Source organism: Arthrobacter sp. UYP6, assembly GCF_040547315.1.
Classification (GTDB): domain Bacteria; phylum Actinomycetota; class Actinomycetes; order Actinomycetales; family Micrococcaceae; genus Arthrobacter_B.
This window is the reverse complement of record NZ_JBEPPM010000025.1, coordinates 22,624-47,644: the sequence shown is the minus strand read 5'-3', so window position 1 is coordinate 47,644 and position 25,021 is coordinate 22,624. Positions and strand designations below refer to the sequence as shown.

Below are 25,021 nucleotides of genomic sequence, written 5' to 3'. Positions count from 1 at the left end.
CTCTTCGCCATGCTCCGTGACGGCACCCTCTACGCAGACCCGGCACCAAAGAACCTGCCCTCAGTCGCTTGACGAAAACCATAGAGGCACCCCCCCCCCCCGAGCGGTACGTGAGTTAGGCCGCACCCCTGTGATTGCAGGCCTCACCTTCGGTAAGCTGGCGCCATGCTGAAGAGAGTGGCGAAGAGACTCGCGGTGGCAGCGCTGATTTTTACAGCCTTCGCGACGGGCCTGCTGGCCATGCTGGTTTACGGCGCCGTGCAGCTTGTCCAAATGGCGGTGTACGGTGACGACGGCGATCCCTCGCCGTGGACTTTCATGGCCGCCTTCCTCACGCCGTCGTTGTTCATCGGGGCGTTGGTGCTGGTGTTCTTTGGAGTGCGTACCTCGCGGCGCGCTCGAAGCCGGCGCCACGACGCGGCGGCGCAGGCCGAGTCCTGGCGGCGGCTGTACCAGCGCCGGGACGAGCTCCTGGTGCGGTGGTCACGTTATGAAACGGACGTTGCCCTGATGATCGACTACCCGGTGATGACTGATTACACGGACCCGGTGATCCGCGACGTCATTGTCGCCATGCAGGGCCTCCGCGCCGCGGAGGCACAAGCCCTGGATTTGGGCCGCGGACCGGCCGAAACGTCCAGGCTCTTCAGCGCTGTTAACCGGTTTGAGACTGCCTTCGTGACAGCCGAAAGATACGCCCGCCGCTGCGGGCAGTCCAAACTCAGTGCGGCCGAACGCAGCAAGCTCGCCACCGCCCGGCAGGCCCTGAACATCATCCTTGACGGAGCAGCCACACCATCCGAAGTGGACGCGGCCTACCGCAGCCTGCGCGGGTCGCTGCGCGGCATCATCGAGCTCCCGGATCAGACGGTCGCGGACCTTAAAGCGCACACCAGAGCCGGCCTCGGCGTGAGTCCCCACGGATCGACGGCGGCTGAGGCCGCACGGGCAGCCTAACGGGGATACTCGTCCTCTTCGGGCGGCACCCCGCTGTCCACGCTCTGCTCCAGCCGGTCTGCCTCGGAACCGTCAGTCCGCAGCGGATCCCCGTGGGCGCCCACGGGGTCCTGGATTCCGGTGTCCTCCTGTGCCTCGGGAACAGCGGGCGTCTGCTGATCCAAGGCATCGGCTTCGTTCTCGGTGGGTACGGCCGGGCGGTCATCTGCGGCGGACATCGCGTTCTCCTTTGCCTGAAAGCGGGGCTTCACAACCATCGTTGACACCCTTAGATTCTAGGCCTGCTTAGCGCTTCCGTGGAGGGGTGTGCCGTGATCCTGCGGTTCCTCCTTCAGCGCTTCCGCGGGGACCTCGAAGCCGGCACAGTCAAGGCGTGAAGTCCGTGGGATAGTCTTTCTCCGTGACATGCACAACATCCCGGATGAGATGTGCCGCCGGCAGCCCGGGCCATCAAGAGACCCGGGGCCACCGCCTCAGCCCGGCAGCCACAATCCTTCCCACTGAGCTGATTGTTCGCGAGTCCACCATTGGAGCCACAGCTCCGGCGGCGGCACCATGACCGGCGCAGCATCGTTCCCGGATAAGTCCCTTGTAAGGAATTCATGACAGTCCACACCAGCACCCGGCTTTCCGACGGCCGGGAGCTCATCTATTTTGATGCCTCCGCTGAGACCGCCCGGCGGCGCCAGTCCGCCCCGACGGACAGCCGAGGCCTTCCGGCCCGGCCGGGAAACGGCACCGCCCGCTTCGACGCGTTGACCGGCGAGTGGATCGCAGTAGCCGCCCACCGGCAGTCCCGTACCCATTTGCCGCCCGTCGACCAGTGCCCGCTATGTCCCTCATCGCCGTCGCGCGCCTCCGAAATCCCGGCCGAGGACTACGAGGTAGTGGTCTTCGAAAACCGCTTCCCCTCCTTTGGCCCGGACCTGGGCCCGCTGCCCGCGGACCCGTCATGGGGCACGACGGCGCCGGCGTACGGGCGCTGCGAAGTGGTGGCCTTCGATTCCGCGCATCAGGGCTCCTTTGGCTCGCTCTCCCCGAGCCGGGCACGGACCGTGGTGGATGCCTGGGCCCAGCGCACCGCTGCGCTGTCGGCAATGGAGGGAATCCGGCAGGTGTTCTGCTTCGAAAACCGCGGCGAGGACATCGGCGTCACCCTGCTGCATCCGCACGGCCAGATCTACGCCTATCCGTTTATTCCGCCCCGTTCCGCAGTCATGGCGCAGCAGGCGGCTGCCTACTACGAAGCGTCCGATCACCGGCAGACCCTGGTGGGTGCGGCGCTGGAGGCGGAGCGCAGTTCCGGAGAACGGATGATCCTGGAGGGCGAACACTTCAGTGCCTTTGTACCCTTCGCCGCCCGCTGGCCGCTGGAAGTCCATCTGGTGCCGCACCGGCAGGTCGCGGACCTTGCTGAACTCCGGGACGAGGAACGCGATGACCTGACGGCCGTCTATCTTGACCTGCTGAGCCGCGTGGACGGACTGTATTCCACTCCCACTCCCTACATTGCCGCGTGGCACCAGGCGCCGCTGGATGCACGCTTCCGTCCGGCCAGCCGGCTGCACCTGCAGCTCACCTCTCCGCGCCGTGCCGAGGACAAGCTCAAATTCCTGGCCGGCTCGGAAGCCGCGATGGGCGCCTTCATCAACGACACCATCCCCGAACAGGTGGCAGCAAACCTGCGTGCCGCCGTTCCCGCCGCTCTCGGAAAGGCCCCGTCATGACCCTCTCCGCCCCCGAACTGTCCGCCGCCTTCACCGCCCGCTTTGGCCGGGAGCCGGCAGGTATCTGGTCCGCTCCCGGACGGGTGAACCTGATTGGCGAACACACCGACTACAACGACGGCTTTGTACTGCCCTTCGCCATCAACCGTTCGACGCTGGTGGCCGCCGCCCCGCGCCGGGACCGGACGGCCAGGGTGTACTCGGCATTCGGTGAGGGCAGTCTGGCAAGCGCCGATCTGAACAGCTTGAGCGCCGGCAGCGTCCAGGGCTGGGCAGCATATCCCCTGGGCGTGCTGTGGGCCTTCGAAGACCGGGGCACCGGTGTTCCCGGACTGGATCTCTACCTCGATTCCGATGTGCCGGTAGGGGCCGGGCTCTCTTCCTCGGCCGCCCTGGAATGCGCAGTGGCCGTGATGGCCAACGATCTCTCCGAGGCCGGGCTCACGGGCCCGGAGCTTGCTGTCCTGGGCCAGCGCGCAGAAAACCTCATGGTGGGCGCACCCACCGGGATCATGGACCAGTCCGCATCCCTGCTGGGCGAGGAAGGCCACGCCGTCTTCCTGGACTGCCGCAGCCAAACAGCGCAGCTGGTGCCGCTGGATCTGGCCGGCAGCGGGCTGACGCTGCTGGTGATTGATACCCGGGTCAGCCACGAACATTCCAGCGGCGGTTATGCCTCCCGGCGCGCCTCCTGTGAACAGGGCGCCAAAGCTCTGGACGTGGCCGCACTGCGGAACCTGACCGTCAACGACCTTGCTGCAGCCGAAGGCATCCTGGACGAGGAAACGTTCCGCCGGGTCAGGCATGTGGTGACGGAAAATGCCCGGGTGCTGGCCGCCGTCGAGATCCTGCGCACGGACGGTCCGGGCAAGCTCGGTCCGCTGCTGAACCAGAGCCACGCGTCCATGCGCGATGACTTTGACATCTCCTGCCCGGAACTGGATCTGGCGGTGGACACTGCTCTGGGAGCGGGCGCGCTGGGCGCCCGGATGACCGGAGGCGGCTTTGGCGGTTCGGCCATCGCACTGGTCAACAACGACGACGTCGACTCCGTCACTGCGGCGGTGACCGGCGCGTTTGCTGCAGCCGGTTATGCCGCACCCGCAGTGTTCAGTGTGCTTCCCGCGTCCGGAGCCGGCCGCATGGAAGGCTAGACGGGCGTTCCGGAAGCGGACGGCGACGTCCAGGTTCTCTGCGTACCAGTCGCCGTTTCCAGGCACTCGTCAGCGTGGGACATCTCTGTGCTCGTTGGTCCAACGTGACTTGGCCGTAAAGACCTGCTTGGAAATCGGCGCATAGGCTTTCAGCAGCCCTTCACCGCTTAGCCGCGCTGCCTCGGCTGCTTCCTCATTGATCCTCCTGGTGAAAGCTTCTTCCGCGTGGGGGTTCAGGGCAGGCTCTTCGCTGCTGATCAGCACCGTGTCCCCCTGATCTGTTCCATCGGTTGCGATCGAAAAGCCATTCCCCAGCTCGGAAGCCAGCCGTTCGGCAAGTTCGCGGCCCCTCGCCAAGTGGGCCGCATCGGTAGCGTCGCTCCGGCCCGTATTGCCTCTGTAATACTCTTTACCCTCCTTTTTGGATGCACGCCCGTCCGGATGTGCAGTGAAGATCTGGCGAACCCGGGAAGCGCCGAGGACCTGCCCCTCCGGGAGGGGCAGGTCCTCGAAACATACCGGTCAATCATCATGCGGTTCATGAGAGTTATGAAGACACTCTCTGAATCTTTCGGTGGAGATGGGGGGAATCGAACCCCCGTCCGATGTTGTATTGCCAGGACTTCTCCGGGCGCAGTCTGCGTCGGATTTTCTCGGCCCCAGCCATCCTGCAGACAAGTGGCTGATCCGGGCCCAGCCGTCCAAAAGTCCCGAACACCCAGACGGCGAAAGTGTTCGGCAGTGGCCCTCTAAACGACGCCAGGATCCGGAGCGAGAGCGACTCCGGGCTGACGGACTACTCCGGCTGCTTAGGCAGCGAGAGCGAAGTCAGTGCGCATAGGTTTGGCACTTATTTTTTTGCAGAGAGCGTTTACGAGATAACTCTGCGTTCTCGGCCCGCTTCCCCTGACTCAACAGACATCGTCGAAACCGATCATCCCCATATTCAGTTGCCAACCAACCGGCCGCCGTTCCCGGCGTCCACACATAATAACGACTGTCCGCCAAAGATCATTCCCTGCCCGGAAGCTTGCTCCGCGCAGAGATCCGTGGGTAAGAATGGTCCCCATGGACTCCTTTGGCACCCACCCGGCAGGCATGGCGGACCTGCTTGACCGGGCGCGTTCGCTTGTCTGCCCCGGATCACGTCGAATCCTGGGTATCACCGGAGCCCCCGGGGCCGGAAAATCCACTGTTGCCCGGCTCCTGGTGGAAGCACTTGGCCCGGACACGGCCGCCCTGGTGCCCATGGACGGATTCCATCTGGCCAACAGTGTCCTGAAGGAGCTGGGACGGCAGCAGCAAAAAGGTGCGCCGGACACGTTCGACGACGGCGGATACGCGGCGCTGCTGCGGCGCCTGCGAGCCCAGTCGGAGGAGGAACCGGAGATCTACGCGCCCGACTTCCGGCGCGAGGTGGAGGAACCGATCGGATCCGCCCTGCCCGTGGGAGCCTCAGTGCCGCTGGTCATCACGGAGGGCAACTATCTGCTGCTGGAGCAGGGCCACTGGCCGCGCGCCCGGGCCGTGATGGACGAGGTGTGGTACCTCGACGTCGATGATGCCGTACGCCGTGAGCGGCTGATCCGCCGGCATGCGGAATTCGGCAAAACCCCGGACGAGGCCCGGGCCTGGGCGCTGGGCAGCGACGAGGCGAATGCCCGGCTGATTATCAGCCAGGCCAACCGGGCCGACGTCCGCATCAGGATGGATTCCCTCCGGGCTAAAGGATGAGCCGCCGACGTGCGTTAAAAGGGCGGCCGGCAGCGCTGTAGCATGGCGGAATGATCACAGAAGGGCCTTCGGCGGCGGCAGAGCAGGACACCGCAGCACCTCGGCACCATCAGTTGATCATTACCCTCTTTGGCTTATACGCCCGCACTCCGGGCGGAGGAATACCGGTGGCGACCATCATCCGGCTGCTGCAGGACGCCGGGGTGGGACCTGCCGGCGTCCGTTCGTCCATCTCCAGGCTCAAGAAGCGCGGCGTCCTGGACAGCACCACGGTACAGGGCCGCAACGGGTACGCCCTGGCCGCCGGACTGGACGCTACGTTCCAGGAAGGCGATGAGCGGATTTTCCACCCCCGGCGGGCAGCGCTTGGAGATCCGTGGCTGCTGGCTACGTTCACCGTTCCCGAATCTCAGCGCAGCGTTCGCCACAAGATCCGCAGCTCCCTGGTCCACATGGGATTCGGCGCTGTAACCCCCGGGCTGTGGATTGCCCCCGGGCACCTCCGCGCAGCTGTGCTGTCCTATTTTGAGAACCGCGGCCTGAGCGGATATCTGGAGTTCTTCACCGCCGATCACGTAGGCAGCAGCGACATGCGGGCCAATGTAGCCCGGTGGTGGGACCTGCCCGCTTTGGAGAGCCAGTACGCCAGCTTCATTAGTGACCAGCAGCCGCTGCTGGATAAATGGACGGCCGGAGACTGCAGCGCTCCCGACCAGGCCCCGCACGCCTTTGTAGACCATCTGGCGCTGGTGACCGAGTGGCGCCGGCTCCCGTACCTCGACCCCGGACTGCCGGTGGAGCTGCTGCCCGAGGACTGGAAGGCCCTGGAAGCACATGACCTGTTCTCCCGGCTGCACTCCCTACTGGGGCCGCCGGCTGAACGCCACGCAGCGGCAATTATCCACGGCACGTCCTAGCTGACGGTTGGGGAACCGGCCGGCTAGCTACGTTCCTGAATCACGGCAACACCCTGGATTTCAATGACGGCTTCCTTCTGCCACAGGCGGCTGACGCCGATTCCAGCCATAGCGGGATACTCAGTACCTGCCATGTCCCGCCAGATCCTGCCGATTTCACGCCCGTGGGCCAGGTAGTCATCCACGTCAGTGAGATAGATCGTCACTGACACCAGGTCCTCAGGCCTTCCACCGGCTTCGGCCAGGGTGGTCAGAACGTTGCCGAAAGCCTGCCGGAACTGTTCCACCACGCCGCCGTCGACAATGCGCATCTGCGCATCCAGCGCCGTCTGGCCGCCAAGGTAGACGGTGTTCCCGGCAAGGACGCCGTGCGCATAGCCCGACGGCTTGGGCAGCGAAGCGGGATTGATGACCGTATTAACCATGCTGTTTTTCCTCCTGAGCGGGGCGTTTATCTGCGCCCAAAAAGCCCTATTCAAGCCCTGTGAGCCGTGCTACATTGAGCGTACGTGACGCCAGTCATAAAGTCGACATATGCAGCCTACGTAGCCTGCGGAGATTGCAGGGACACGGAGAGAGAATGAAACTCGCAACGGTAAGGATCAACGGCAGCAGCACGGCGGCCGTGGCACTGCCCAACGGAGACTACCTGCCGCTGGAAGCGCCGGACCTCAGCGCCCTGCTCCGGAGCGAGGGCTGGCAGGAAAAGGCGGCGGCCCTGGCCGCCGGTGCCGGGACCGGCTCCCGGGTGGTGTCCGCTGCCGACGCAGAAGTGCTCAACCCCCTTCCCCATCCGAACAAGGTCATTTGCTGCGGTTTGAACTACAGCGACCACATCCTGGAGATGGGCCGGGAGCTTCCGTCCTTTCCCACTCTGTTTGCGAAATTCGCTGACACGCTCACCGGCCCCTTCGCGGATCTGGAGATTACGGCCAGCGAAAGCGTGGATTGGGAAGCCGAGGTCGCCGTCGTCGTTGGTTCCCGGCTCAGCCGGGCGGACGCAGCAGAGGCAGCCGCGGGAATCGCCGGATACACGGCGGCCAATGACATCTCCATGCGGGATTGGCAGAACCGCACACTGCAGTGGTTCCAGGGCAAGGCCTTTGACTCCAGCACACCGCTGGGCCCTGTCCTGGTCACCGCGGACGAGCTGGACCCAGAGGCCGGCGTGGAGGTCAGCTGCTACCTCAACGGCGAGCGCATGCAGCACGGCAACACCTCCACTCTTGTTTTCAGTGCCGCAACCCTGCTGTCCTACATTTCCACCTTCACCGTCCTGCGCCCCGGCGACATAGTGCTGACCGGCACTCCCGGCGGCGTGGGCATGGGCATGAAACCGCCGCGTTACCTGTCCGACGGCGATGTACTCACCACCGAGGTGGGCGGCATCGGCCGGTTGGAAAACCGGATCCGGGCCACGGTTACGGCATGAGTTTCGGAACAGCAGGACCCACCATCGGCAGTGCGCTGCCAGGAAAGGACATCATGATCGAGTACAGCACCGAGGGAGACAACTCCGTCTACGCCGGACCGGACGGGCAGGTTGTGCCCGTGGTGACGCGGGCCGGAGCCGAAGATACAAACACCGCCCAGTCCGGAGACTGCGTCCGCGTGTCAGGCGTCAGCATCCAGCACACCCCCGCCACCAAGATCTGGTTTGGCCAGGTGTCCAATGTTCCCGGCTACCGTTCGCTGCCGCACCACCACGGGGAAGCCGAAACCGGTGGGTACGTGCTTCGCGGCGAAGGACGCATCTACTTCGGCGAGGACTACGGGCAATACTTGGACATGAAGGCCGGCGACTGGGTGTTCGTGCCCCCGTTCATGCCCCATGTGGAAGCCAACATGTCAGTGACCGAAGAGCTGGTCTGGCTCACAGCCCGTACGCCCGAGAACATTGTGGTCAACCTTGACGATGTCCCCGACGCAACTCTGAACGGATACCGCAGGGCATGAACTCGGACATCTTCCTGCAGGCCATAGAGCTCAAGCAGACGGAAGCCGAGGTCTTTGACCAGGCGTATAGTGCGGTTCCGCAGTACGTGCCGTGGCCCAAGGCCTACGGCGGGGACATGGTGGCGCAGGGGGCGCTGGCGATGATGCACTCGGCGGCCGGGGACCGGCGGCTGCACTCGATGCACAGCTATTTCCTGCGGCCGGTGGATATGGGCATTGAGGTGCGCTATGAGGTGGAACTGCTGCGGGACGGCCGCGGCTACTCCACCCGCCAGGTGCGCGGCTTCCAGAACGGCAAGCCCGTCTATGCTGCCCTCGGCTCCTTCCACGTTCCGGAAGAGGGTCCGTCCTACAACCCGGAGATGCCCCAAGAGCACACGGGTCTTAATCCGGAATCCCTGGCGAGCGCGGCGGAGGTCCTGGCCGGCAACGACGCCGACGACGCCCGGTACTGGTCCGCCGGCCGCAGCTTTGACATGCGCCACGTCCCGGGCCCCCTGTACCTGGCACACGACGGGAACAGCCAGCCCCAGCAGGCCGTCTGGATCAAGGCCTTTTCCGCACTTCCCGACGATCCGGCGATCCAGCGGGCGGCATTGGCGTACGTCTGCGACTACACCATCCTGGAGCCGCTGCTGCGGGTCCACGGCCTTGCCTGGTCAACTCCCGGGCTGGCCACCGCCAGCCTGGACCACTCCATGTGGTTCCACCGCGACGGACGCGTGGACGACTGGGTGCTCTATGCCCAGGATGCCGTCTCTTCGCAGGACAACCGGGGACTTGCCACCGGCCGGTTCTTCAGCCGCACCGGAAAACTCCTGGCCACAGTGGCCCAGGAAGGCATGATCCGCGGTCCCCGCGCCTGACCCCACCCGAGCTTCACGCATGGAAAGAGACACCATGGACCTCTCCCCCTCGGCACACCAGGACACCTATACCCGCGACCACCTTCCTCCCAGGGACCAGTGGCCGGTCCTCGAATTTTCCCTCCCCGAGCTGCAGTATCCGGACCGCCTTAATGCCGCTGAAGCACTCCTGGACCACACGATTGCCGTTCACGGCGGAAATCGGACAGCGCTGCTGGCGCCGGACGGCACCGAGTGGAGCTACGCCCTGCTGCTGGAGCGCTCCAACCAGGTGGCCCGGGTCCTGACCGAGGACCTTGGCATTGTGCCGGGAAACCGGGTGATGCTCCGCGCACCAAACAACCCGTGGCTGGTTGCCTGCTGGCTAGGCGTCCTCAAGACCGGAGCCGTGGTGGTGACCACCATGCCCGCGCTGCGTTCCGGAGAGATCCGGACGCTCGTGGATCTGACCCGCCCCGCCGCCGTGCTGTGCGATCACCGGTTCCTGGCTGACATGCTTACAGCCGCCGGCGATCTGCCCGTGATGGCGGTGGGCGGCAGCGGCGACAAGGACCTGACCGTGCTCGCGGCGGCGAAGTCGGGTGAGTTCGCCAATGTGCAGACGGCAGCCGACGACGTCGCCCTCCTGGGCCCGACGTCCGGCACCACCGGCACGCCGAAGGTCACCATCCATTTCCACCGCGACATCCTCGCCAACGCGGACACCTTTGCCCGCCACATCCTGAAGCCCGAACCCCAGGATGTCTTTGCGGGCTCCCCTCCGCTGGCCTTCACTTTTGGCCTGGGCGGACTGGTGGTCTTTCCCCTACGCTTTGGCGCCAGCACGCTGTTGACCGAACGGACCACTCCGGCTGAACTCGCCGTGTTGAGCCGGAAGGCCGGCGCCACCATCCTGTTCACGGCGCCCACGGCATATCGCGCCATCATCAAGGAAGGGCTGGGGCAGCTGCTGTCCCCGCTGCGCATTGCCGTTTCCGCCGGGGAGCACCTGCCCGAATCAACCTGGCGGGAGGTGAAGGACGCCACCGGGCTGGAACTGGTCAACGGCATCGGTTCCACGGAAATGCTGCACGTCTTTATCTCCGCAGCGGGCCCGGACATCCGCCCCGGGGCCACCGGCAGGGCCATCCCGGGTTTCCGGGCCGCCATCCTCGGCAACAATGACGAGGAACTTGACCCCGGGCAGGTAGGGCGCCTGGCCGTCATTGGCCCCACCGGCTGCCGGTATCTGGATGACCCGCGGCAGGCCAACTATGTGGTGAACGGCTGGAACGTCACCGGGGACACCTTCCTGATGGACGCTGACGGCTACTTCTTCTACCAGGCCAGGTCGGACGACATGATCGTCTCCTCGGGGTACAACATTGGCGCTCCGGAGGTTGAGGCAGCCCTGAACCAGCACCCTGATGTGGTGGAGAACGCCGTGATTGGCCGGCCCGATCCCGACCGCGGCTCCGTTGTCTGCGCCTTTGTGGTCCTGCGGGACGAGGTACCGGCCGACGACGCCAAAATCCGCGAGCTGCAGGACTTCGTCAAGGCGACCATCGCGCCCTACAAATATCCCCGCGCCATCAATTTTGTCACCGAACTCCCCCGCAACCCCAGCGGAAAACTCCAGCATTTCAAGCTCCGTGAAGGCTTCACAGCCGCCCAGGCTTAGATCCACGCCGGTTATCCGGCACAGAAAGGACACACCATGAAGATCGCAGTTGTAGGCGGCGGCCCCGGCGGGCTCTATTTCGCCGCACTCATGAAGCAGCTGGATCCGGAGCACGAGGTGACGGTGTGGGAACGCAACGCCGCCAGCGACACCTTTGGCTTCGGCGTCGTATTTTCCGATGAAACCCTTGGCGGGATCGGCAATGCGGACACCACCATTGCCGACTACATGTCCAGGCGCTTTGCCCGGTGGACGGACATTGACATCCATTTCCGCGGCGAGCAGCACACGGTGGGCGGGCAGGGCTTCGCCGCAATGAGCCGCAAGGAGCTGCTTGAACTGCTGCAGCGCAGGTGCGCCGAACTGGACGTGGATCTGCGCTTCTCCACGCTGGCCCCCGACGTCGCTGAACTCAGTGCCACCCATGACCTGGTGCTGGCGGCGGACGGCCTCAATTCCGCGGTCCGGTCCGCCTACGCGGACTCCTTTAGGCCCTCTCTGGACCAGCGCCGCTCCAAGTACATGTGGCTGGGCACCGACCAGGTGTTCGAAGCCTTCAAGTTCTTCATCAAGGACACCGAGCACGGTGTTATGCAGATCCACGGCTACCCCTATTCCGATGAAGGCTCCACGTTCATTGTGGAAATGCACGAGGACGTCTGGCGGGCCGCCGGCTTTGACGATACCGAGGGGCACATATTCCCGCCTGGAGTCAGCGACGAATCGGCGATTGCCCGAATCCGGGAGATTTTCCGGGAGGAACTGCACGGCCACTCAGTGCTGTCCAACAATTCCAAGTGGCTGAACTTCACCACGGTCCGGAATGAGAACTGGCGGCACAACAACATTGTCCTGCTGGGCGACGCCGCCCACACCGCGCATTTCTCCATTGGGTCCGGAACCAAACTGGCCATGGAGGACTCCCTCGCTCTGGCCGCCTGCCTGCATGAACACCCTGATGTGGATCTGGCGCTGGCCGCCTATGAAGCCGAACGGCGCCCCGTGGTGGAATCCACCCAGCGCGCGGCCCAGGCCTCGCTGGAATGGTTCGAGAACATTGGCCAGTACGCCAACCAGGAACCCGTCCAGTTCTGCTTCAACCTCCTCACCCGCAGCCGCCGCATCACCTACGACAACCTCAAGCTGCGGGATCCGGACTTCGCCGCCCTCGCGGACCGCGCCTTTGCCGATGCGGCCGGAGTTGCCGAGACGGCACCGGCCATGTTCCAGCCGGCGCGGATCGGGCGCCTGGAGCTGAAGAACCGGATCATCGTCTCCCCGATGGACATGTACTCGGCGGTGGACGGGTTCCCGGGAGACTTCCATCTGGCCCATTTGGGCAGCAAGGCGCTGGGCGGCGCCGGCCTGGTGATGACCGAGATGGTGTGTGTGTCCGACGCCGGCCGCATCACCCCCGGCTGTACGGGACTGTACTCGGACGAGCAGCGCGAGGGCTGGCGCCGGATCGTGGACTTTGTGCACCAGCAGTCCACGGCGCGGATCGGAGCCCAGATAGGTCACTCCGGGCGCAAGGGATCCACCCGCCTCATGTGGGAGGGCATCGATGTTCCGCTCGACGCGCAGGAGGGCTGGGAGGTGATGGGCCCGTCCGCACTGCCCTACGGCGAAGGCTGCAACCTTCCGCGCGAGATGGACCGCGCGGACATGGACCGGGTCCTGGCCGAATTCACCGACTCCGCCCGGCGCGCCGCCGAGGCTGGCTTTGACCTGTTGGAGCTGCACGCCGCGCACGGCTATCTGCTGTCCTCCTTCCTGTCCCCGGTCTCGAACCGGCGCACGGATGAGTACGGCGGCAGCCTGGAGAACCGTCTGCGCTATCCCCTGGAGGTTTTCGATGCGGTGCGGGCGGCCTGGCCGGCCGAGCGTCCGTTGACGGTGCGGCTGTCCGCCACGGATTGGGTGGAGGGCGGCACTACGGACGACGACGCCGTGGACATTGCCCGGGCGTTCATTGCCCACGGAGCTGCCGGCATCGATGTGTCCTCCGGCCAGGTCTCCAAGGAGGAAAAGCCCGCCTTCGGCCGCAGTTACCAGACACCGTTCGCGGACAAGATCCGCAACCGGGCGGCGGCGGAAGCGGGGGTGGCGGTCATCGCCGTCGGCGCCGTGTCCTCCTACGACGACGTCAACTCCATCCTTCTGGCCGGACGGGCCGACTTCTGCGCCCTGGGCCGCACGCACCTCTACAACCCGCAGTGGACCCTGCAGGCCGCGGCCGAGCAGGACTACCGCGGTCCGGGGGCAGACTGGCCGCTGCCGTTCAAGGCTGGCCGGCGAAAGCCGCCCAGCGCCCGGACCGACGCCGTCCGGCCCCGGCTTTCACTCCTGCGCCAGGATGATCCGGAAGCCGCACCCACGCACCTGCGGTGGACCCCGGAGCCGCATTCGCGGACCGCGCAGCCGGAAGCAGCCGCCTCGGGCGTCTGAGGCCAGGCTCAATCCCGCAAAGGAAGGGCCCGCCTCCTTGAATCCTTGGATTCGGAGGCGGGCCCTTCCTTTATCTCTTCGTGCGATCCATACGCGCGATCCATCACTGCGCCTGTGTCTGTCTCTGGAACTTAGTGCCCCTTGAACGCCTCTGCGAGCCACCACGCGCCGCCGTCGGAGGCAATCTTCGCATCTATGACCAGCGGTCTGCGCGGGCCGGCCGCCAGCCAGTCGCTCACGGCATCAAGGTCAGCAAGGGCCCTCACGGTCAGTCCGTCCGCACCGAAGCCACGGCCAATTGCAGCAGCGTCCGTCTCCGGAAACACCACCGTCCCCATGTCCGCCTGCGGGTTGTCGGCACCGAAGTGATGCACCTCCGCTCCGTAGGCGGCATCGTTGTAGACAACGCACACCAGCGGCAGTTCCAGCCGCACGGCGGTTTCCAGCTCCGCGACGGCCATGTGGAAGCCCCCATCGCCGGTGCCGAGCACGGGCAGCCGGTCCGGACGGGCCACCGCGGCTCCGATCGCCGTGGCCAGTCCCAGCCCAATAGACTGGAAGGCCTGGGTGAAACAGAACCCGTTTTCGTCCGGCACCTCAAGGAACTGACTCGGGTAACCCATGAAATTGCCCGAGTCCACAGCGACGATCCGCTCCCGGGGCAGCAGCTCATCGAGACGGCGGGTCAGGATACGGGGGTCAATCCGGCTGTCGGTGGAGAAATCCGCCAGCTCCTCGTCCTGCCACCGGATGGACTCCATCCGCCGGCACACCGCATCCGTCCGGTAGCCGGTCCGCGGTGCATTACCGCGGGCAAGTAGTTCAGCCAGCACCGCGCCCGCTGTTTCGGCCGAGTCCCCGAGGACGCCCAGTGCCACAGCCCGGTTGGCGCCGAGCGCTGCGTCCTCAAGGTCCACCTGCACCACGGCGGTTTCCGGACCAATAAGGTGGCCGTGCCGCATGGTCCACATGTTCAGCGCGCAGCCGAACCCCACCAGCAGGTCAGCGCCGGTTATCAGTTCAGCGGCCGCCGGTGAGGAGAATCCGCCGGAGATTCCGAGGTTAAACTTCTCTTCGTTGAACAGTCCTTTGGCCACCGCGGAGGTGGCTACCAGTGCGCCGGTGTACTCGGCCAGGGCCAGCAGTTCCTTCCGCGCTCCGCGGCCTCCGCGCCCGGCGATAAATACCGGCCGTTGTGCCTGCTCCAGCCGGTCCGCCAAGGCGGACACGGACGCCCGGCCGGGACGGACCGGATCGGAGAGCGGGACCGCCACCGGCGCCGCCGCCGTCTCCGGCACCTCCTGGGCCTGAACGTCGAGGGGAAGGTTCAGCACCACGGTGCGCCGGTCATTGACGGCCCGGCGGTAGGCGCGCACGGTGTCCGCCACCGCCGTGCGCGCCGAGTGGATCCTTTCCGGAACAGCGTGGACCGACCGGGCAAAGCCGTCCTGGTCCATGCTGAAGTTTGAGCCCACGGCGGAGGACGCTGCCTCGGCAGCCAGCACAATTAACGGCGTGCGGGACTTGGCCGCTTCCCCGATGCCGGTTGCCGCATTGGTGAGACCGCAGCCCTGATGGACGGACACCAGTCCCACCCTGCCGGAAACCCGCGCGTAGGCATCGGCCATGGTGGCTGCCCCGCCCTCATGCCGGGCGGCGGTGAACGGAACACCGTGGTGGCGCAGCGCATTGGTTACGGTGAAGTTCCCCGAACCAACCACACCGAAACAGTGCCCCGCTCCCAGCCCAGCCAGGGTCCTGCCGACAACCTCCGCTACGAACATGTGTCCTCCTAGGAATCGGAACTGTTCTTGATGGTAGGGAGGTCCCGCCTACTTGGTTGCATCGGCGGTGGAAGCGGCACCGGCGGCTGCTCCGGATTCCGTCGCCGGACCGGCCGCACCGGCCGCTGCAGCGGTACCGTCCAGCTGGGGCACCCGCTTGGGGATCATCGCCACCGCACCGGCAGCGATGAGGCCAACGACGGCGAATATCGCGAAGTTCCACTCAAAGGGCGCCCCTGAGGCAGCGATCCAGCCGCCGATGATCGGCCCGGAGATGGCACCGATCCGGGCAAAGCTGAGGGCCCATCCGGTAGCCGTGGCACGGGTGGCCGCGGGGTAATAGTCCGCAATATAACCGGTCAGGACCAGTGATGTGGAGATCGAGCCGATTCCGGCGAACGCCACAAACGCCAGGTTCACCACCATGGAGTTGGGGAACATCAGCAGCATGATGCCCGCGGCGCCCAGGATGTAGAAGACCACCAGGATCAGTTTTTGCCCCACGCGGTCCGCGGCGTAACCCAGGACCAGGCCGCCGATGGCCGACGCCAGGCTGAAGACCAGCAGGAAGGTCAGCGAAGACCCCAGGTCGTAGCCTGCCTTGCGCATGATCTGAGGCAGCCACGTATTCAGTCCGTAGACCAGGACCATGCCGCAGAAGAGCGAAATCCAGAAAAAGACCGTGGAGCGCAGGAACCGCCGCGAGAACATTGTGGCCATGGCTTCCCGCCAGGGAATCGACGCACCGCCGCGGGCCGGGGGCTTGGGGTTGTAGTTGGGAATGTTCTGCCGTGCAGCCAGGGCCTTGGCCTCGGTGATGCGTCCCTTTGACACCAGGTATTCCAGCGATTCCGGCAGCAGGAAGGCAACCAGGGGCAGGATCAGGATCGGCAGGGCACCGACGGCAACCACTGCCCGCCAGCCGAAGTCGGGCAGCAGCGCCATGGCCACGAGGGCGGAGGCAACAATTCCCAGTGAGTAGCCCGAGTACATCAGCCCATAGTTAAAGGAACGCTTTTTCGGTGCCGAGTACTCAATGGTCAGCGCCGCGGCAACCGGGATGACGCCGCCCATGCCCAGTCCGCCCAGGAATCTGAACAGACCAAAGATCTCCGGAGTGGGGGCCATGGCAGCCCCGGCCTGGGTGAGGGTGAAGATCACCATGGAAAGCAGGAGCATTTTCTTGCGCCCAATGATGTCACTGAGCGTCCCGATGAACAGTGCTCCGAAGAGCATGCCAACCAGTGCGTAGGCGCCCAGACCGCCGAGCTCCAGCGGCGAGAGGTCCCATTCCTTGTATTCTGCGAGGGCGGGAAGTACGGCGCCCAGGACGCCCACGTCGTATCCCTCCGCCAGAATCGCGAGCCAGCAGGCGAAGAGCACCAGGCCCGTGGTACGGCGTGGAATGGTCCATTCAGTTGATGGTGATACCTGTGTAGCCACGGTGCTCCTTGCGTCGGCGGTGCGGGTCGCTCTCATTATTGACGCACTATGACGATCGTCACAAGAGGTAAACAATTAAATCTTGGTCAGTTCCGCCCGGGCCACAGAACACTGCGGGACCGGGCAGAAATATCGGCCCGGTCCCGCAGTTTCCTGCCGCGCCGACGTCGTCGTTCCTGGTGCCGCGCAGCGGAAGTCTCACTGTAACTAGCGGCGGCGCCCGAAAATCAGTGAAGCGGCGGCCGTGGCAGCGGTGACCGCATAAACGGAGGGCCAGGCGCCGAGCTTTCTCGCCAGCGGGTGGGACAGGCCAAAGGCGGCCACGTAACCGGTAGTGAGAGCCACAGCAGTGCCGGTGCCGGCGTCGCGCTTCCACAGGGTGAAGGCTGCCGCTCCCGCGACCGCAAGGACGGCGCCGCCCAGCTGTCGGTTGCCGGTATCCCTTGCGGTTTTGTAACCGCCAATGAGGCCGGCGCTGGAAACAAGGGACGTCAAAAGTGCACTCACGGTGTGTTCTCTCCTTCAGGCTGGGTATCCACACCAGCCTATCCCCGGAGCGGCCGGCCGCTGCGTTTATGCTGTGAGGCAACCCCCTCCCCCATTGTGAAGGACCGCGCATGAGAACCACGCCAGAAAACCTGCTCGCCGCGGATGCCTCGCTGGAAAAGGTGGCCACCGGCGCCCAATGGGCCGAGGGTCCGGTGTGGATCCCCGCCCGGGAAGCCGTGCGCTTCAGCGACATCCCGGGAAACCGGATCCTGGAATACCGCGAGGCCACCGGCGCGCTTGAGGTTTATGCCGCCGACGCTGAGTTCACCAACGGCCGCGCACTGGACCGTGACGGCGCGGTGATCCAGTGCTCGCACGGCAGGCGCGCCGTTGAGCGGGACACCGGCACCGCGGCCAACGCCGTTCCCGCCGTCTCCACGCTTGTTGACTCCTACAACGGCCGCCGGTTGAACTCGCCCAATGACGTGGTGGTGAAATCCGACGGCACCATCTGGTTTTCCGACCCCTCCTACGGCATCCAGAAGGACACCGAAGGGCACCCCGGCCGCGAGGAATACGGGGACCGGTACGTCTTCCGCTTCGATCCGGCCAGCGGGGAGCTGACACCTGCCGTCATCGATGTGGAGGTACCCAACGGGCTGGCGTTCTCACCCGATGAATCCATCCTCTATGTCTCCGACACCTCGCTGGGCACCCCGGCCATGGACGGCGGGCCGCGCCTGCACGGCCATGGAATTCACGCTTATGACGTAGTGCAGGGCCGCTTCGCCCGGAACGGACGGACGTTCGCGGAGGTGGGGCCGGGAGTTCCTGACGGCTTCCGGGTGGATGTGCACGGGAACCTCTGGTCCTCCGCGAAGGACGGCGTGCAGGTCTTTTCCCCCACCGGTGAGCGGATCCTGCGGATTCCGGTCCCGGAAACCGTCAGCAACGTCTGCTTCGGCGGCAACGATGGCGCCACCCTGTACCTGACCGCGTCCACCAGTCTGTACCGGATCCGGACCGCCGTCACCGATGCGGCCGCCGCCCTGCGGCCGTAACGAAGCTAGGCGAAGGGCAGCACCAGTGAGGAGTAGCGTTCCTTGACGGTTTCAAGCAGCTCGTCGCCGGGTGCATCCCAGATCTCCTGGTTGAAGATCTCCACCTCAATATCCCCCCGGTAGCCTGCCTCGGCCACCCAGCCGGTGATCGTGGCAAAGTCAATCACGCCGTCGCCCATCATCCCGCGGGAGAGCAGGGCATCGGCTGCGATGGGGAGATTGCAGACCTGGTAGGAGGCAATCCTGCCTTCCCGGCCGGCGCGGGCGATCGCCTCGCGCAGCTGCGGATCCCACCAAACATGGAAGGTGTCCACTGCCACGCCGACGACGGCGGCGGGGTAGGGTGCGGCCAGGTCCAGTGCCTGCCCCAGCGTGGACAGCAGCGCCCGGTCTGCGGCATACATGGGGTGCAGCGGCTCCAGCACCAGCCGGATGCCGTGTTCGGCGGCGAAGGGGACCAGTTCCTCCAGCCGGTCCGCCACCCGCTGCCGGGCCGCAACAATGTCCCGATCCCCGTCCGGGAGGCCGCCCACCACCAGGAACAGCTCACCGGCTCCCAGGATTTCGGCCTCCAGGATGGCTGCCCGGTTGTCCTGGACGGCGGCCTCGCGGCCGGCCGGATCGGAGGCGGTCAGAAACCCTCCCCGGCACAGGGAGGACACCCGCAGCCCGGCATTGCTGATGAGCTTGGCCGCGCGTTCGGTACCCACCTCCGCGACGCGGTCCCGCCAGGGTCCGATCGCCGGAATGCCGGTCCGGACACAGCCGTCAATTACCTGTTCCAAGGTCCAGTACTTGGTGGTGGCGCTGTTGAGGGAAAGCCGGGAAAAGTCGCTCACTGAGCCACTCCGTTCACGGTAAGCCACGCTGTCATTCGCGCGGAGCTGAGATCTGGATCCAGAAGCAGGCCGGCCTGGTCCGCCAGCTCAAAGGTGCGGGCAAGGTGCCGGACGGAGCGCCCGTTCTGCAGCCCGCCCACCATCTGGAAACCTGGCTGCTTGCCGTTGAGCCAGGACAGGAAGGCAATGCCTGTTTTGTAGTAGAACGTGGGCGCGCTGAAGATGTGCAGGCCCAGCTCCCGGGTGGAGTCCAGGAGAGCCCGCGCCTGCTGTGGCTGACCGGCGTCGTAGTGCTGCAGCGCCGCGGAGGCCGCGGGATAGATAGCCGCAAAAATCCCCAGCAGTGCGTCGGAATAATGCGTGCCGTCGCCCTCGATCAGTTCCGGATAGTTGAAGTCATCCCCGGTGTAGAGCCGGACCCCCGCAGGCAGCACGGCCCGCAGCGCGCTCTCATGAGCGGCGTCCAGCAGGGAGACCTTCACCCCGTCAACCTTCGCCGCCGAGCCGTCGATGAGTTCACGGAACGTGGTAGTGGCGGCGGCGACGTCCGCTCCTCCCCAGTAGCCGGCAAGGGCGGGATCGAACATGTCGCCCAGCCAGTGCAGGATCACCGGTTCGCCGACTTCCGCCAGCAGGGTTGAATACACCCGCAGGTAGTCTTCGGGGCCCGACGCCGCCTGTGCCAGGGCACGCGACGCCATCAGGATGACCTTGGCGCCCGAGCCCTCCACCACGGAAATCTGCTCACGGTAGGCGTCCAGGACGGCATCCACGCCGGCTTTTCCCGCCGGCAAAGCGGCCAGGTCAAGGTGATCCGTTCCCGCTCCGGCGGCAATCAGGTCACGGACGGTCTTGCCGGCGACGGCGGGAGCACCGGAGGCTGCCACTGCGGCGGCCTCGGCCGCGGAGCGCTTGATCAGTTCCTGGGTGGCGGCCCAGTCCAGGCCCATGCCGCGCTGCGCCGTGTCCATGGCATCGGCCACGCCCAGGCCGTAGGACCACAGTTCATGCCGGTAGCCCAGGGTCGATTCCCAGTCCAGGTCCGCCGGGGCGCCCGGGATGTTGTTGCCAGAAACCCGGGGAATAACGTGGGCTGCGGCATAGGCGCGGCGGGCAAGCAGCGGAGCGGTCGGCCGCTGCCACAGTGTTGCCGGCGCCGGAGTGTAGGCGCGGGTGCCGCCGTCGTCGGCGGGAAGCATCAGCTGCGGCATCAGAGTTCGATCTCCGCGATGTCCAGGGTGCGCCGCTGCTCGGAGGACTGCAGGCCCAGCTCGGCCAGCTGGACACCGCGGGCGGCGGAGAGCAGGCCAAAGCGGTGTTCGCGGCCGGCAACGACGTCGCGCAGAAACTCTTCCCACTGGAGCTTGAAACCGTTGTCCAGTTCGGCGTTGGCCGGAACGTCCTGCCACTGGCTGCGGAAGGACTCGGTGACGGGCAGGTCCGGGTTCCACACCGGCTTGGGCGTATTCACACGGTGCTGGGAGACACATTTGGTGAGGCCGGCGACGGCGGAGCCATGGGTTCCGTCCACCTGGAATTCCACCAGTTCGTCGCGGTAGACGCGCACGGCCCAGGAGGAGTTGATCTGTCCGATGACCGGATCCCCCGCCGGGGTTTCCAGCTCGAAGATGCCGTAAGCGGCGTCGTCGGCGGTGGCGTCGTACGCCGTGCTGCTCTCATCCCACCGGGTGGGGATATGCGTGACGGTCTTGGCGTTGACGGTGCGGACCTTGCCGATGATGCCCTCGAGGACATAACTCCAGTGGCAGAACATGTCAGTGGTCATGCCGCCGCCGTCCTCCTTGCGGTAATTCCAGGACGGGCGCTGGGCTTCCTGATGGTCGCCTTCGAAGACCCAGTAGCCAAACTCTCCGCGGATGGAGAGGATGCGGCCAAAGAACCCTTCGTCCACCAGCCGGCGGAGTTTGACCAGGCCCGGGAGGTACAGCTTGTCGTGCACAACGCCGGCTGTGACGCCGGTTTCGCGGCCGATCCGGGCCAGCTCAATGGCTTCTTCCAAGGTTTCCGCGGTGGGCTTCTCGGTGAAGACGTGCTTGCCGGCGAGCATGGCCTTCTTGAGCGTGGCGGCCCGGAGGTTGGTCATGGAGGCGTCAAAAACGACGTCGACCGTGGGGTCCGCGATGACGGCGTCCAGGTCAGTGGTCCACTCGGCGACCTTGTGCTTTTCCGCCAGTTCGCGGAGCTTGGCTTCGTTGCGGCCCACCAGGATGGGCTCCACCGCTACGCGCGTGCCGTCTTCGAGCAGGAACCCTCCGGCTTCCACAATGGGCAGGATGGAGCGAAGCAGGTGCTGGCGGTAGCCCATCCGTCCAGTGATGCCGTTCATGGCGATCCGGATGGTGCGGGGCGGGGTGGCGGTGTTCTCCATGGTCGGTCTCCGTTGACTGGGTTGGCTGGGTTGGCTTCTGGTAAAGATGCGGGGAATGATCGTTCGGAAATACGGAAAGGAAACGCGGGAAAGCGCATTCCAACCTTGCCCATCCTGCCGCAGCCAGACCTTTCTGGCAAGCACTTTCCTGCAATGCCATAATTGCCGTCTCACTACAGTGGAGGAATTGTGCCTGCTAGCACCTTGTACGAAGTCGCCCGGCATGCCGGGGTTTCCCTTGCCACCGCCTCGCGCGTACTCAACGGATCCAACCGCCGTCCGGGCGGGGCCATTTCCGAACGCGTCAGGGCCTCGGCCGACGAACTCGGCTATATCGCCAACGCCCAGGCACAGGGACTGGCAAAAAAGAACAGCGGAATCCTGGGGCTGATCCTGCATGACGTCAGCGACCCCTACTTCTCGATGATTGCCCGCGGCGTCCAGGAGTCCGTCCAAGACCATCAAAAGGTGGTCCTGCTGGCCAGCACCGGCCGCGGACTGGAGGCTGAACGCCACGCCATCGCCACCTTTGCCGCCCGCCGCGCCGACGCCATTGTCATTGCCGGTTCCCGCACCGACAATGACGCGGCCAGCGCCGAAAACAGCCTCATTCTCGCCGAACTGCGGCGCTACAAGGCCAACGGCGGCCAGGTGGCCGTCATTGGCCACCCGGTGGTCGGATCCCACCCCGACGACGGTTTCCACAGCGTGCCGGTTCCCAACCGAGAGCTCAGCAGCCGGCTTGCCGCAGACCTGGCTGCCGCCGGACATCGCCGCTTCCTGGTCCTGGCCGGACCGGAGGGCCTGGTGACCTCGGATGACCGGCTGGCCGGGTTCCAGGAAGGGCTCCGGCATGCCGGTCTGGATCCGGCTGACGTCCACCGGACCGGATTCAACCGCGACGGCGGATACGGGGCCGCCGTCGAACTCGGCGCGCGGGTGGCGGCAATGGAGCGCCCGGAGCAGCGGACCCGGCAGGGCGGGGGACCCGCTGTCTGTGTCTTCGCAGTCAATGACGTCATGGCGATCGGCGCGATAGCCGGCTTCCGGGAGGTGGGGCTGCGCATCCCCGAGGACATTGCGGTGGCCGGTTTCGATGACATTGAAACGCTTCGCGACTTCACACCCGCCTTGACCACCGTGCAGCTGCCGCTGGCCGATTTAGGCCGCGCGGCCGTGGCCCGGGTGCTGGGAGGGGAAACCCCTGCGGAGCCGGCCGGCATTGAGGGAACCGTCATCCTGCGCCGCAGCACTGAGCTGCCCTAGCTCCCCTAAGTTTCGGGTACTCCGTGCCCCGGGAGCGAAGGCGTGCGGCCCTGGGCGGCCGCGGGCACTGCGCACCCTGCACATCTTTGGTTTATTTCGCCCGGTCACAGATGTGACGCAGTCCACATTTGGGGCTTTCGGGAAACCGCTTTCTCACGTATGCTCGCAGAAGTTCAGAGCATCGTCACACGAGAAACGGAGATACGGAATGCAATCCGTGCCCTTCCGCAAAGATGCGGTTCCCCGCGAGGCCCGGCAGCGTACCGGCAGCAAAGGATCGCCATGTCAGTACTGAGTGAGCTATCCAGCCTGAAGGGAAGCAAGGACAAGGTAAAGCGCAAGCTGACCCTTGCCGAAAAGAAGGAAGAACGGGCCGGCTTCCTCTTCCTTAGTCCGTGGATTCTAGGGCTGGTTGTCATCACGATCGGCCCGATGGCCGCTTCGCTGTACCTGTCCTTCACGGACTACAACCTGCTGGAAACGCCGGAGTGGGTGGGCTTCGAGAACTTCAGCCGGATGATGGATGACGCACGGCTCCTGAACTCACTCAAAGTGACGTTCCTGTTCGTGTTCATCTCCGTTCCGCTCCAGCTCGTGGCAGCCCTGGTCCTGGCCCTGGTGCTGGACCGCGGACTGCGGGGCATGAACTTCTACCGATCGATTTACTACCTGCCCTCCCTGTTGGGCGGCTCGGTGGCCATCGCCGTTCTCTGGCGTCAGATCTTCGGTACCCAGGGATTGATTAACCAGGTTCTCGGCTTCTTCGGAATTGAAGGCATGGGCTGGATCTCCGACCCCTCCACCGCGCTGGGCACCCTGATGATCCTCAACATCTGGACCTTCGGCGCCCCGATGATCATTTTCCTGGCCGGACTGCGTCAGATCCCCGGCATGTACTACGAGGCAGCCTCCATGGACGGCGCCTCCAAGCTGCGCCAGCTGTGGACCATCACCATCCCGCTGCTGACGCCAATCATCTTCTTCAACCTGGTGCTGCAGATCATCGGCGCCTTCCAGTCCTTCACCCAGGCCTACGTGGTCTCGGGCGGAACCGGCGGCCCCGCCGACTCCACCATGTTCTACACCCTGTACCTCTACCAGAAAGGCTTCACAAACTTCGACATGGGCTACGCCTCCGCCCTAGCCTGGCTCCTGCTGGTGATCATCGCTGTCTTTACGCTGATCAACTTCATCGCCTCGAAGTTCTGGGTGTTCTATGACGACTAATACTGAAGCCGCGGCCACAGCAGTTCCGCCCGGCACCGCTACCGGCCTTCGGCCGACTGCAACGCCCGCCCGCCCCCGCAAGCGCACCGGCGGAGGTGGACGCCTCGTCAAACACATTGTGCTGATTGCCTTTGGCCTGGTGATGCTCTATCCGCTGCTGTGGATGCTCGTCAGTTCGCTGCGACCCAATGATGAGATTTTCCGGCAGTCCGGGCTGATCCTGACCACCTTCGAATTCTCCAATTACATTGACGGATGGAACGCCCTGCGCTCCCCCTTCGGCCACTACATGATGAACTCGCTGATCATTGTGTTCGGTTCCATCGTGGGAAACCTCGTGTCCTGCTCCATGGCGGCCTATGCCTTTGCCCGCCTGCGCTTCCGCAAGCGCAACCTGCTCTTTGCGATCATGCTGATGACCGTAATGCTGCCGATCCACGTGGTGATCGTGCCGCAGTACATCATCTTCTCCCAGCTCGGATGGGTGAACACCTTCATCCCGCTGATCCTGCCCAAGCTGCTGGCCACCGACGCCTTCTTTGTCTTCCTCATGGTCCAGTTCATCCGCGGCCTGCCCAAGGAACTGGACGAGGCTGCACGGATTGACGGTTGCGGCCACGTGCGGATCTTCACCAAGATCATCCTGCCCCTGATGCTCCCGGCCCTGGCGACCACCGCCATCTTCACGTTCATCTGGACCTGGAACGACTTCTTCAGCCAGCTGATCTACCTCACGGATCCGGACATGTACACCGTTCCGGTGGCACTGCGCTCGTTCATCGACTCCACTGCCACGTCATCATGGGGATCTATGTTCGCCATGTCGATCGTCTCCCTCCTGCCCGTCTTCCTGGTCTTCCTCTTTGGACAGAAGTACCTGGTCAAGGGCATCGCCACCACCGGCGGCAAATAAGGGCCCGCCTGCGCCGGCAGCTGCCGGCGCAGGCGCACCGCTGTTCCACCGCACCCCAGAACTACCGCACTCCCGCACCAGCGCACTCCCGCACCCCGGAACCACCGCAACCCAGTACCCCAGCCAGTAACGGCACGGCGCCACCCTGTGCGCCGTACCGGCCATTAGCGCACCCAAAATGCAAAGGAAGA

Annotated in this window: 23 protein-coding genes and 1 other RNA gene; 14 read left to right on the top strand and 10 right to left on the bottom strand. The window is 65.2% G+C overall.

The window, feature by feature from the left end; all coding sequences use genetic code 11:
* The first annotated feature begins 165 nt into the window (after positions 1 to 165).
* Positions 166 to 957: a hypothetical protein gene (locus tag ABIB35_RS17410; protein WP_354182991.1), complete on the top strand. Its 792-nt coding sequence runs from the start codon at positions 166 to 168 to the stop codon at positions 955 to 957.
* Here ABIB35_RS17410 and ABIB35_RS17405 read toward each other — a convergent pair.
* The gene (locus ABIB35_RS17405; protein WP_354182990.1) at positions 954 to 1,175 is read right to left on the bottom strand and encodes an Rv3202a family protein; all 222 of its coding nucleotides are present in this window, start codon (positions 1,173 to 1,175) and stop codon (positions 954 to 956) included. The two genes, ABIB35_RS17410 and ABIB35_RS17405, sit on opposite strands and share 4 nt — an antisense overlap.
* Positions 1,176 to 1,559: 384 nt before the next feature.
* On the opposite strand from ABIB35_RS17405, the gene galT reads away from it, so the two are divergent.
* Together galT and galK are read left to right on the top strand one after the other, a co-directional pair.
* Entirely contained in the window at positions 1,560 to 2,684 is a 1,125-nt protein-coding gene (gene galT, locus ABIB35_RS17400; RefSeq protein WP_354182989.1) for a galactose-1-phosphate uridylyltransferase, read from the top strand.
* Complete coding sequence (galK, locus tag ABIB35_RS17395; protein WP_354182988.1) at positions 2,681 to 3,838, top strand: galactokinase; 1,158 nt, start codon at positions 2,681 to 2,683, stop codon at positions 3,836 to 3,838. Before galT ends, galK begins: the two co-directional genes overlap by 4 nt.
* 69 nt (positions 3,839 to 3,907) lie before the next feature.
* Here galK and ABIB35_RS17390 read toward each other — a convergent pair whose 3' ends face one another.
* Both ABIB35_RS17390 and ssrA read right to left on the bottom strand, forming a co-directional pair.
* The gene (locus tag ABIB35_RS17390) at positions 3,908 to 4,195 is read right to left on the bottom strand and encodes a hypothetical protein (protein ID WP_354182987.1); all 288 of its coding nucleotides are present in this window, start codon (positions 4,193 to 4,195) and stop codon (positions 3,908 to 3,910) included.
* Positions 4,196 to 4,410: 215 nt separating this feature from the next.
* Positions 4,411 to 4,780: a transfer-messenger RNA gene (gene ssrA, locus ABIB35_RS17385) on the bottom strand.
* Between the two features lie 126 nt (positions 4,781 to 4,906).
* Between ssrA and ABIB35_RS17380 the strand changes: the two genes are divergently transcribed.
* Positions 4,907 to 5,572, top strand: coding sequence for a nucleoside/nucleotide kinase family protein (locus ABIB35_RS17380; RefSeq protein WP_354182986.1), 666 nt, complete (start codon positions 4,907 to 4,909; stop codon positions 5,570 to 5,572).
* Positions 5,573 to 5,622: 50 nt separating this feature from the next.
* Positions 5,623 to 6,489, top strand: coding sequence for a PaaX family transcriptional regulator (locus ABIB35_RS17375; protein ID WP_354182985.1), 867 nt, complete (start codon positions 5,623 to 5,625; stop codon positions 6,487 to 6,489).
* Positions 6,490 to 6,512: 23 nt separating this feature from the next.
* On the opposite strand, the gene ABIB35_RS17370 is transcribed toward ABIB35_RS17375, so the two are convergent.
* Entirely contained in the window at positions 6,513 to 6,914 is a 402-nt protein-coding gene (locus tag ABIB35_RS17370; RefSeq protein ID WP_354182984.1) for a RidA family protein, read from the bottom strand.
* Positions 6,915 to 7,069: 155 nt separating this feature from the next.
* Between ABIB35_RS17370 and ABIB35_RS17365 the strand changes: the two genes are divergently transcribed.
* Genes ABIB35_RS17365 through ABIB35_RS17345 form a run of 5 tightly spaced genes read left to right on the top strand, consistent with a single transcriptional unit; the run spans position 7,070 to position 13,419 of the window.
* Entirely contained in the window at positions 7,070 to 7,921 is an 852-nt protein-coding gene (locus tag ABIB35_RS17365) for a fumarylacetoacetate hydrolase family protein (protein WP_354182983.1), read from the top strand.
* A gap of 53 nt (positions 7,922 to 7,974) precedes the next feature.
* Positions 7,975 to 8,445 (top strand): cupin domain-containing protein, encoded by a 471-nt coding sequence (locus ABIB35_RS17360; protein WP_354182993.1) that lies wholly within the window; start codon positions 7,975 to 7,977, stop codon positions 8,443 to 8,445.
* Positions 8,442 to 9,311 carry an acyl-CoA thioesterase gene (locus ABIB35_RS17355; RefSeq protein ID WP_354182982.1) on the top strand — a complete coding sequence of 290 codons (870 nt, stop codon included), beginning with the start codon at positions 8,442 to 8,444 and terminating at the stop codon, positions 9,309 to 9,311. The genes ABIB35_RS17360 and ABIB35_RS17355 overlap by 4 nt, the downstream gene beginning before the upstream one ends.
* A gap of 34 nt (positions 9,312 to 9,345) precedes the next feature.
* Positions 9,346 to 10,971, top strand: a complete 1,626-nt coding sequence (locus ABIB35_RS17350; RefSeq protein ID WP_354182981.1) for an AMP-binding protein — start codon at positions 9,346 to 9,348, stop codon at positions 10,969 to 10,971.
* 36 nt (positions 10,972 to 11,007) lie between these two features.
* Positions 11,008 to 13,419, top strand: coding sequence for a bifunctional salicylyl-CoA 5-hydroxylase/oxidoreductase (locus ABIB35_RS17345; protein WP_354182980.1), 2,412 nt, complete (start codon positions 11,008 to 11,010; stop codon positions 13,417 to 13,419).
* A gap of 131 nt (positions 13,420 to 13,550) precedes the next feature.
* On the opposite strand, the gene ABIB35_RS17340 is transcribed toward ABIB35_RS17345, so the two are convergent.
* From ABIB35_RS17340 to ABIB35_RS17330, 3 genes are all read right to left on the bottom strand, one after another.
* The gene (locus ABIB35_RS17340; protein ID WP_354182979.1) at positions 13,551 to 15,203 is read right to left on the bottom strand and encodes a thiamine pyrophosphate-binding protein; all 1,653 of its coding nucleotides are present in this window, start codon (positions 15,201 to 15,203) and stop codon (positions 13,551 to 13,553) included.
* Positions 15,204 to 15,251: 48 nt separating this feature from the next.
* Positions 15,252 to 16,646 carry an MFS transporter gene (locus ABIB35_RS17335; RefSeq protein ID WP_354182978.1) on the bottom strand — a complete coding sequence of 465 codons (1,395 nt, stop codon included), beginning with the start codon at positions 16,644 to 16,646 and terminating at the stop codon, positions 15,252 to 15,254.
* A 207-nt stretch (positions 16,647 to 16,853) separates the two neighbouring features.
* The gene (locus ABIB35_RS17330) at positions 16,854 to 17,153 is read right to left on the bottom strand and encodes a hypothetical protein (RefSeq protein WP_354182977.1); all 300 of its coding nucleotides are present in this window, start codon (positions 17,151 to 17,153) and stop codon (positions 16,854 to 16,856) included.
* A 110-nt stretch (positions 17,154 to 17,263) separates the two neighbouring features.
* On the opposite strand from ABIB35_RS17330, the gene ABIB35_RS17325 reads away from it, so the two are divergent.
* Entirely contained in the window at positions 17,264 to 18,196 is a 933-nt protein-coding gene (locus ABIB35_RS17325) for an SMP-30/gluconolactonase/LRE family protein (RefSeq protein WP_354182976.1), read from the top strand.
* A gap of 5 nt (positions 18,197 to 18,201) precedes the next feature.
* On the opposite strand, the gene ABIB35_RS17320 is transcribed toward ABIB35_RS17325, so the two are convergent.
* Genes ABIB35_RS17320 through ABIB35_RS17310 form a run of 3 tightly spaced genes read right to left on the bottom strand, consistent with a single transcriptional unit; the run spans position 18,202 to position 21,424 of the window.
* The gene (locus tag ABIB35_RS17320; RefSeq protein WP_354182975.1) at positions 18,202 to 19,035 is read right to left on the bottom strand and encodes a sugar phosphate isomerase/epimerase family protein; all 834 of its coding nucleotides are present in this window, start codon (positions 19,033 to 19,035) and stop codon (positions 18,202 to 18,204) included.
* Positions 19,032 to 20,246, bottom strand: coding sequence for a dihydrodipicolinate synthase family protein (locus tag ABIB35_RS17315; RefSeq protein WP_354182974.1), 1,215 nt, complete (start codon positions 20,244 to 20,246; stop codon positions 19,032 to 19,034). Before ABIB35_RS17315 ends, ABIB35_RS17320 begins: the two co-directional genes overlap by 4 nt.
* The gene (locus ABIB35_RS17310; protein ID WP_354182973.1) at positions 20,246 to 21,424 is read right to left on the bottom strand and encodes a Gfo/Idh/MocA family protein; all 1,179 of its coding nucleotides are present in this window, start codon (positions 21,422 to 21,424) and stop codon (positions 20,246 to 20,248) included. The genes ABIB35_RS17315 and ABIB35_RS17310 overlap by 1 nt, the downstream gene beginning before the upstream one ends.
* A 189-nt stretch (positions 21,425 to 21,613) precedes the next feature.
* On the opposite strand from ABIB35_RS17310, the gene ABIB35_RS17305 reads away from it, so the two are divergent.
* From ABIB35_RS17305 to ABIB35_RS17295, 3 genes are all read left to right on the top strand, one after another.
* The gene (locus ABIB35_RS17305; protein ID WP_354182972.1) at positions 21,614 to 22,690 is read left to right on the top strand and encodes a LacI family DNA-binding transcriptional regulator; all 1,077 of its coding nucleotides are present in this window, start codon (positions 21,614 to 21,616) and stop codon (positions 22,688 to 22,690) included.
* Positions 22,691 to 22,972: 282 nt separating this feature from the next.
* A complete protein-coding gene (locus ABIB35_RS17300) occupies positions 22,973 to 23,917 on the top strand; it encodes a carbohydrate ABC transporter permease (RefSeq protein ID WP_354182971.1) in 945 nt (314 codons plus the stop codon).
* Positions 23,907 to 24,830, top strand: a complete 924-nt coding sequence (locus ABIB35_RS17295) for a carbohydrate ABC transporter permease (protein WP_354182970.1) — start codon at positions 23,907 to 23,909, stop codon at positions 24,828 to 24,830. The genes ABIB35_RS17300 and ABIB35_RS17295 overlap by 11 nt, the downstream gene beginning before the upstream one ends.
* Positions 24,831 to 25,021: the final 191 nt, after the last annotated feature.

Excerpts from the sequence above, each read along its gene's own strand:
- ABIB35_RS17410 (WP_354182991.1), top strand. The coding sequence starts at position 166 with ATGCTGAAGAGAGTGGCGAAGAGACTCGCGGTGGCAGCGCTGATTTTT.
- ABIB35_RS17405 (WP_354182990.1), bottom strand. The coding sequence starts at position 1,175 with ATGTCCGCCGCAGATGACCGCCCGGCCGTACCCACCGAGAACGAAGCC.
- galT (WP_354182989.1), top strand. The coding sequence starts at position 1,560 with ATGACAGTCCACACCAGCACCCGGCTTTCCGACGGCCGGGAGCTCATC.
- galK (WP_354182988.1), top strand. The coding sequence starts at position 2,681 with ATGACCCTCTCCGCCCCCGAACTGTCCGCCGCCTTCACCGCCCGCTTT.
- ABIB35_RS17380 (WP_354182986.1), top strand. The coding sequence starts at position 4,907 with ATGGACTCCTTTGGCACCCACCCGGCAGGCATGGCGGACCTGCTTGAC.
- ABIB35_RS17375 (WP_354182985.1), top strand. The coding sequence starts at position 5,623 with ATGATCACAGAAGGGCCTTCGGCGGCGGCAGAGCAGGACACCGCAGCA.
- ABIB35_RS17370 (WP_354182984.1), bottom strand. The coding sequence starts at position 6,914 with ATGGTTAATACGGTCATCAATCCCGCTTCGCTGCCCAAGCCGTCGGGC.
- ABIB35_RS17365 (WP_354182983.1), top strand. The coding sequence starts at position 7,070 with ATGAAACTCGCAACGGTAAGGATCAACGGCAGCAGCACGGCGGCCGTG.
- ABIB35_RS17360 (WP_354182993.1), top strand. The coding sequence starts at position 7,975 with ATGATCGAGTACAGCACCGAGGGAGACAACTCCGTCTACGCCGGACCG.
- ABIB35_RS17355 (WP_354182982.1), top strand. The coding sequence starts at position 8,442 with ATGAACTCGGACATCTTCCTGCAGGCCATAGAGCTCAAGCAGACGGAA.
- ABIB35_RS17350 (WP_354182981.1), top strand. The coding sequence starts at position 9,346 with ATGGACCTCTCCCCCTCGGCACACCAGGACACCTATACCCGCGACCAC.
- ABIB35_RS17345 (WP_354182980.1), top strand. The coding sequence starts at position 11,008 with ATGAAGATCGCAGTTGTAGGCGGCGGCCCCGGCGGGCTCTATTTCGCC.
- ABIB35_RS17340 (WP_354182979.1), bottom strand. The coding sequence starts at position 15,203 with ATGTTCGTAGCGGAGGTTGTCGGCAGGACCCTGGCTGGGCTGGGAGCG.
- ABIB35_RS17325 (WP_354182976.1), top strand. The coding sequence starts at position 17,264 with ATGAGAACCACGCCAGAAAACCTGCTCGCCGCGGATGCCTCGCTGGAA.
- ABIB35_RS17315 (WP_354182974.1), bottom strand. The coding sequence starts at position 20,246 with ATGCCGCAGCTGATGCTTCCCGCCGACGACGGCGGCACCCGCGCCTAC.
- ABIB35_RS17310 (WP_354182973.1), bottom strand. The coding sequence starts at position 21,424 with ATGGAGAACACCGCCACCCCGCCCCGCACCATCCGGATCGCCATGAAC.
- ABIB35_RS17300 (WP_354182971.1), top strand. The coding sequence starts at position 22,973 with ATGTCAGTACTGAGTGAGCTATCCAGCCTGAAGGGAAGCAAGGACAAG.
- ABIB35_RS17295 (WP_354182970.1), top strand. The coding sequence starts at position 23,907 with ATGACGACTAATACTGAAGCCGCGGCCACAGCAGTTCCGCCCGGCACC.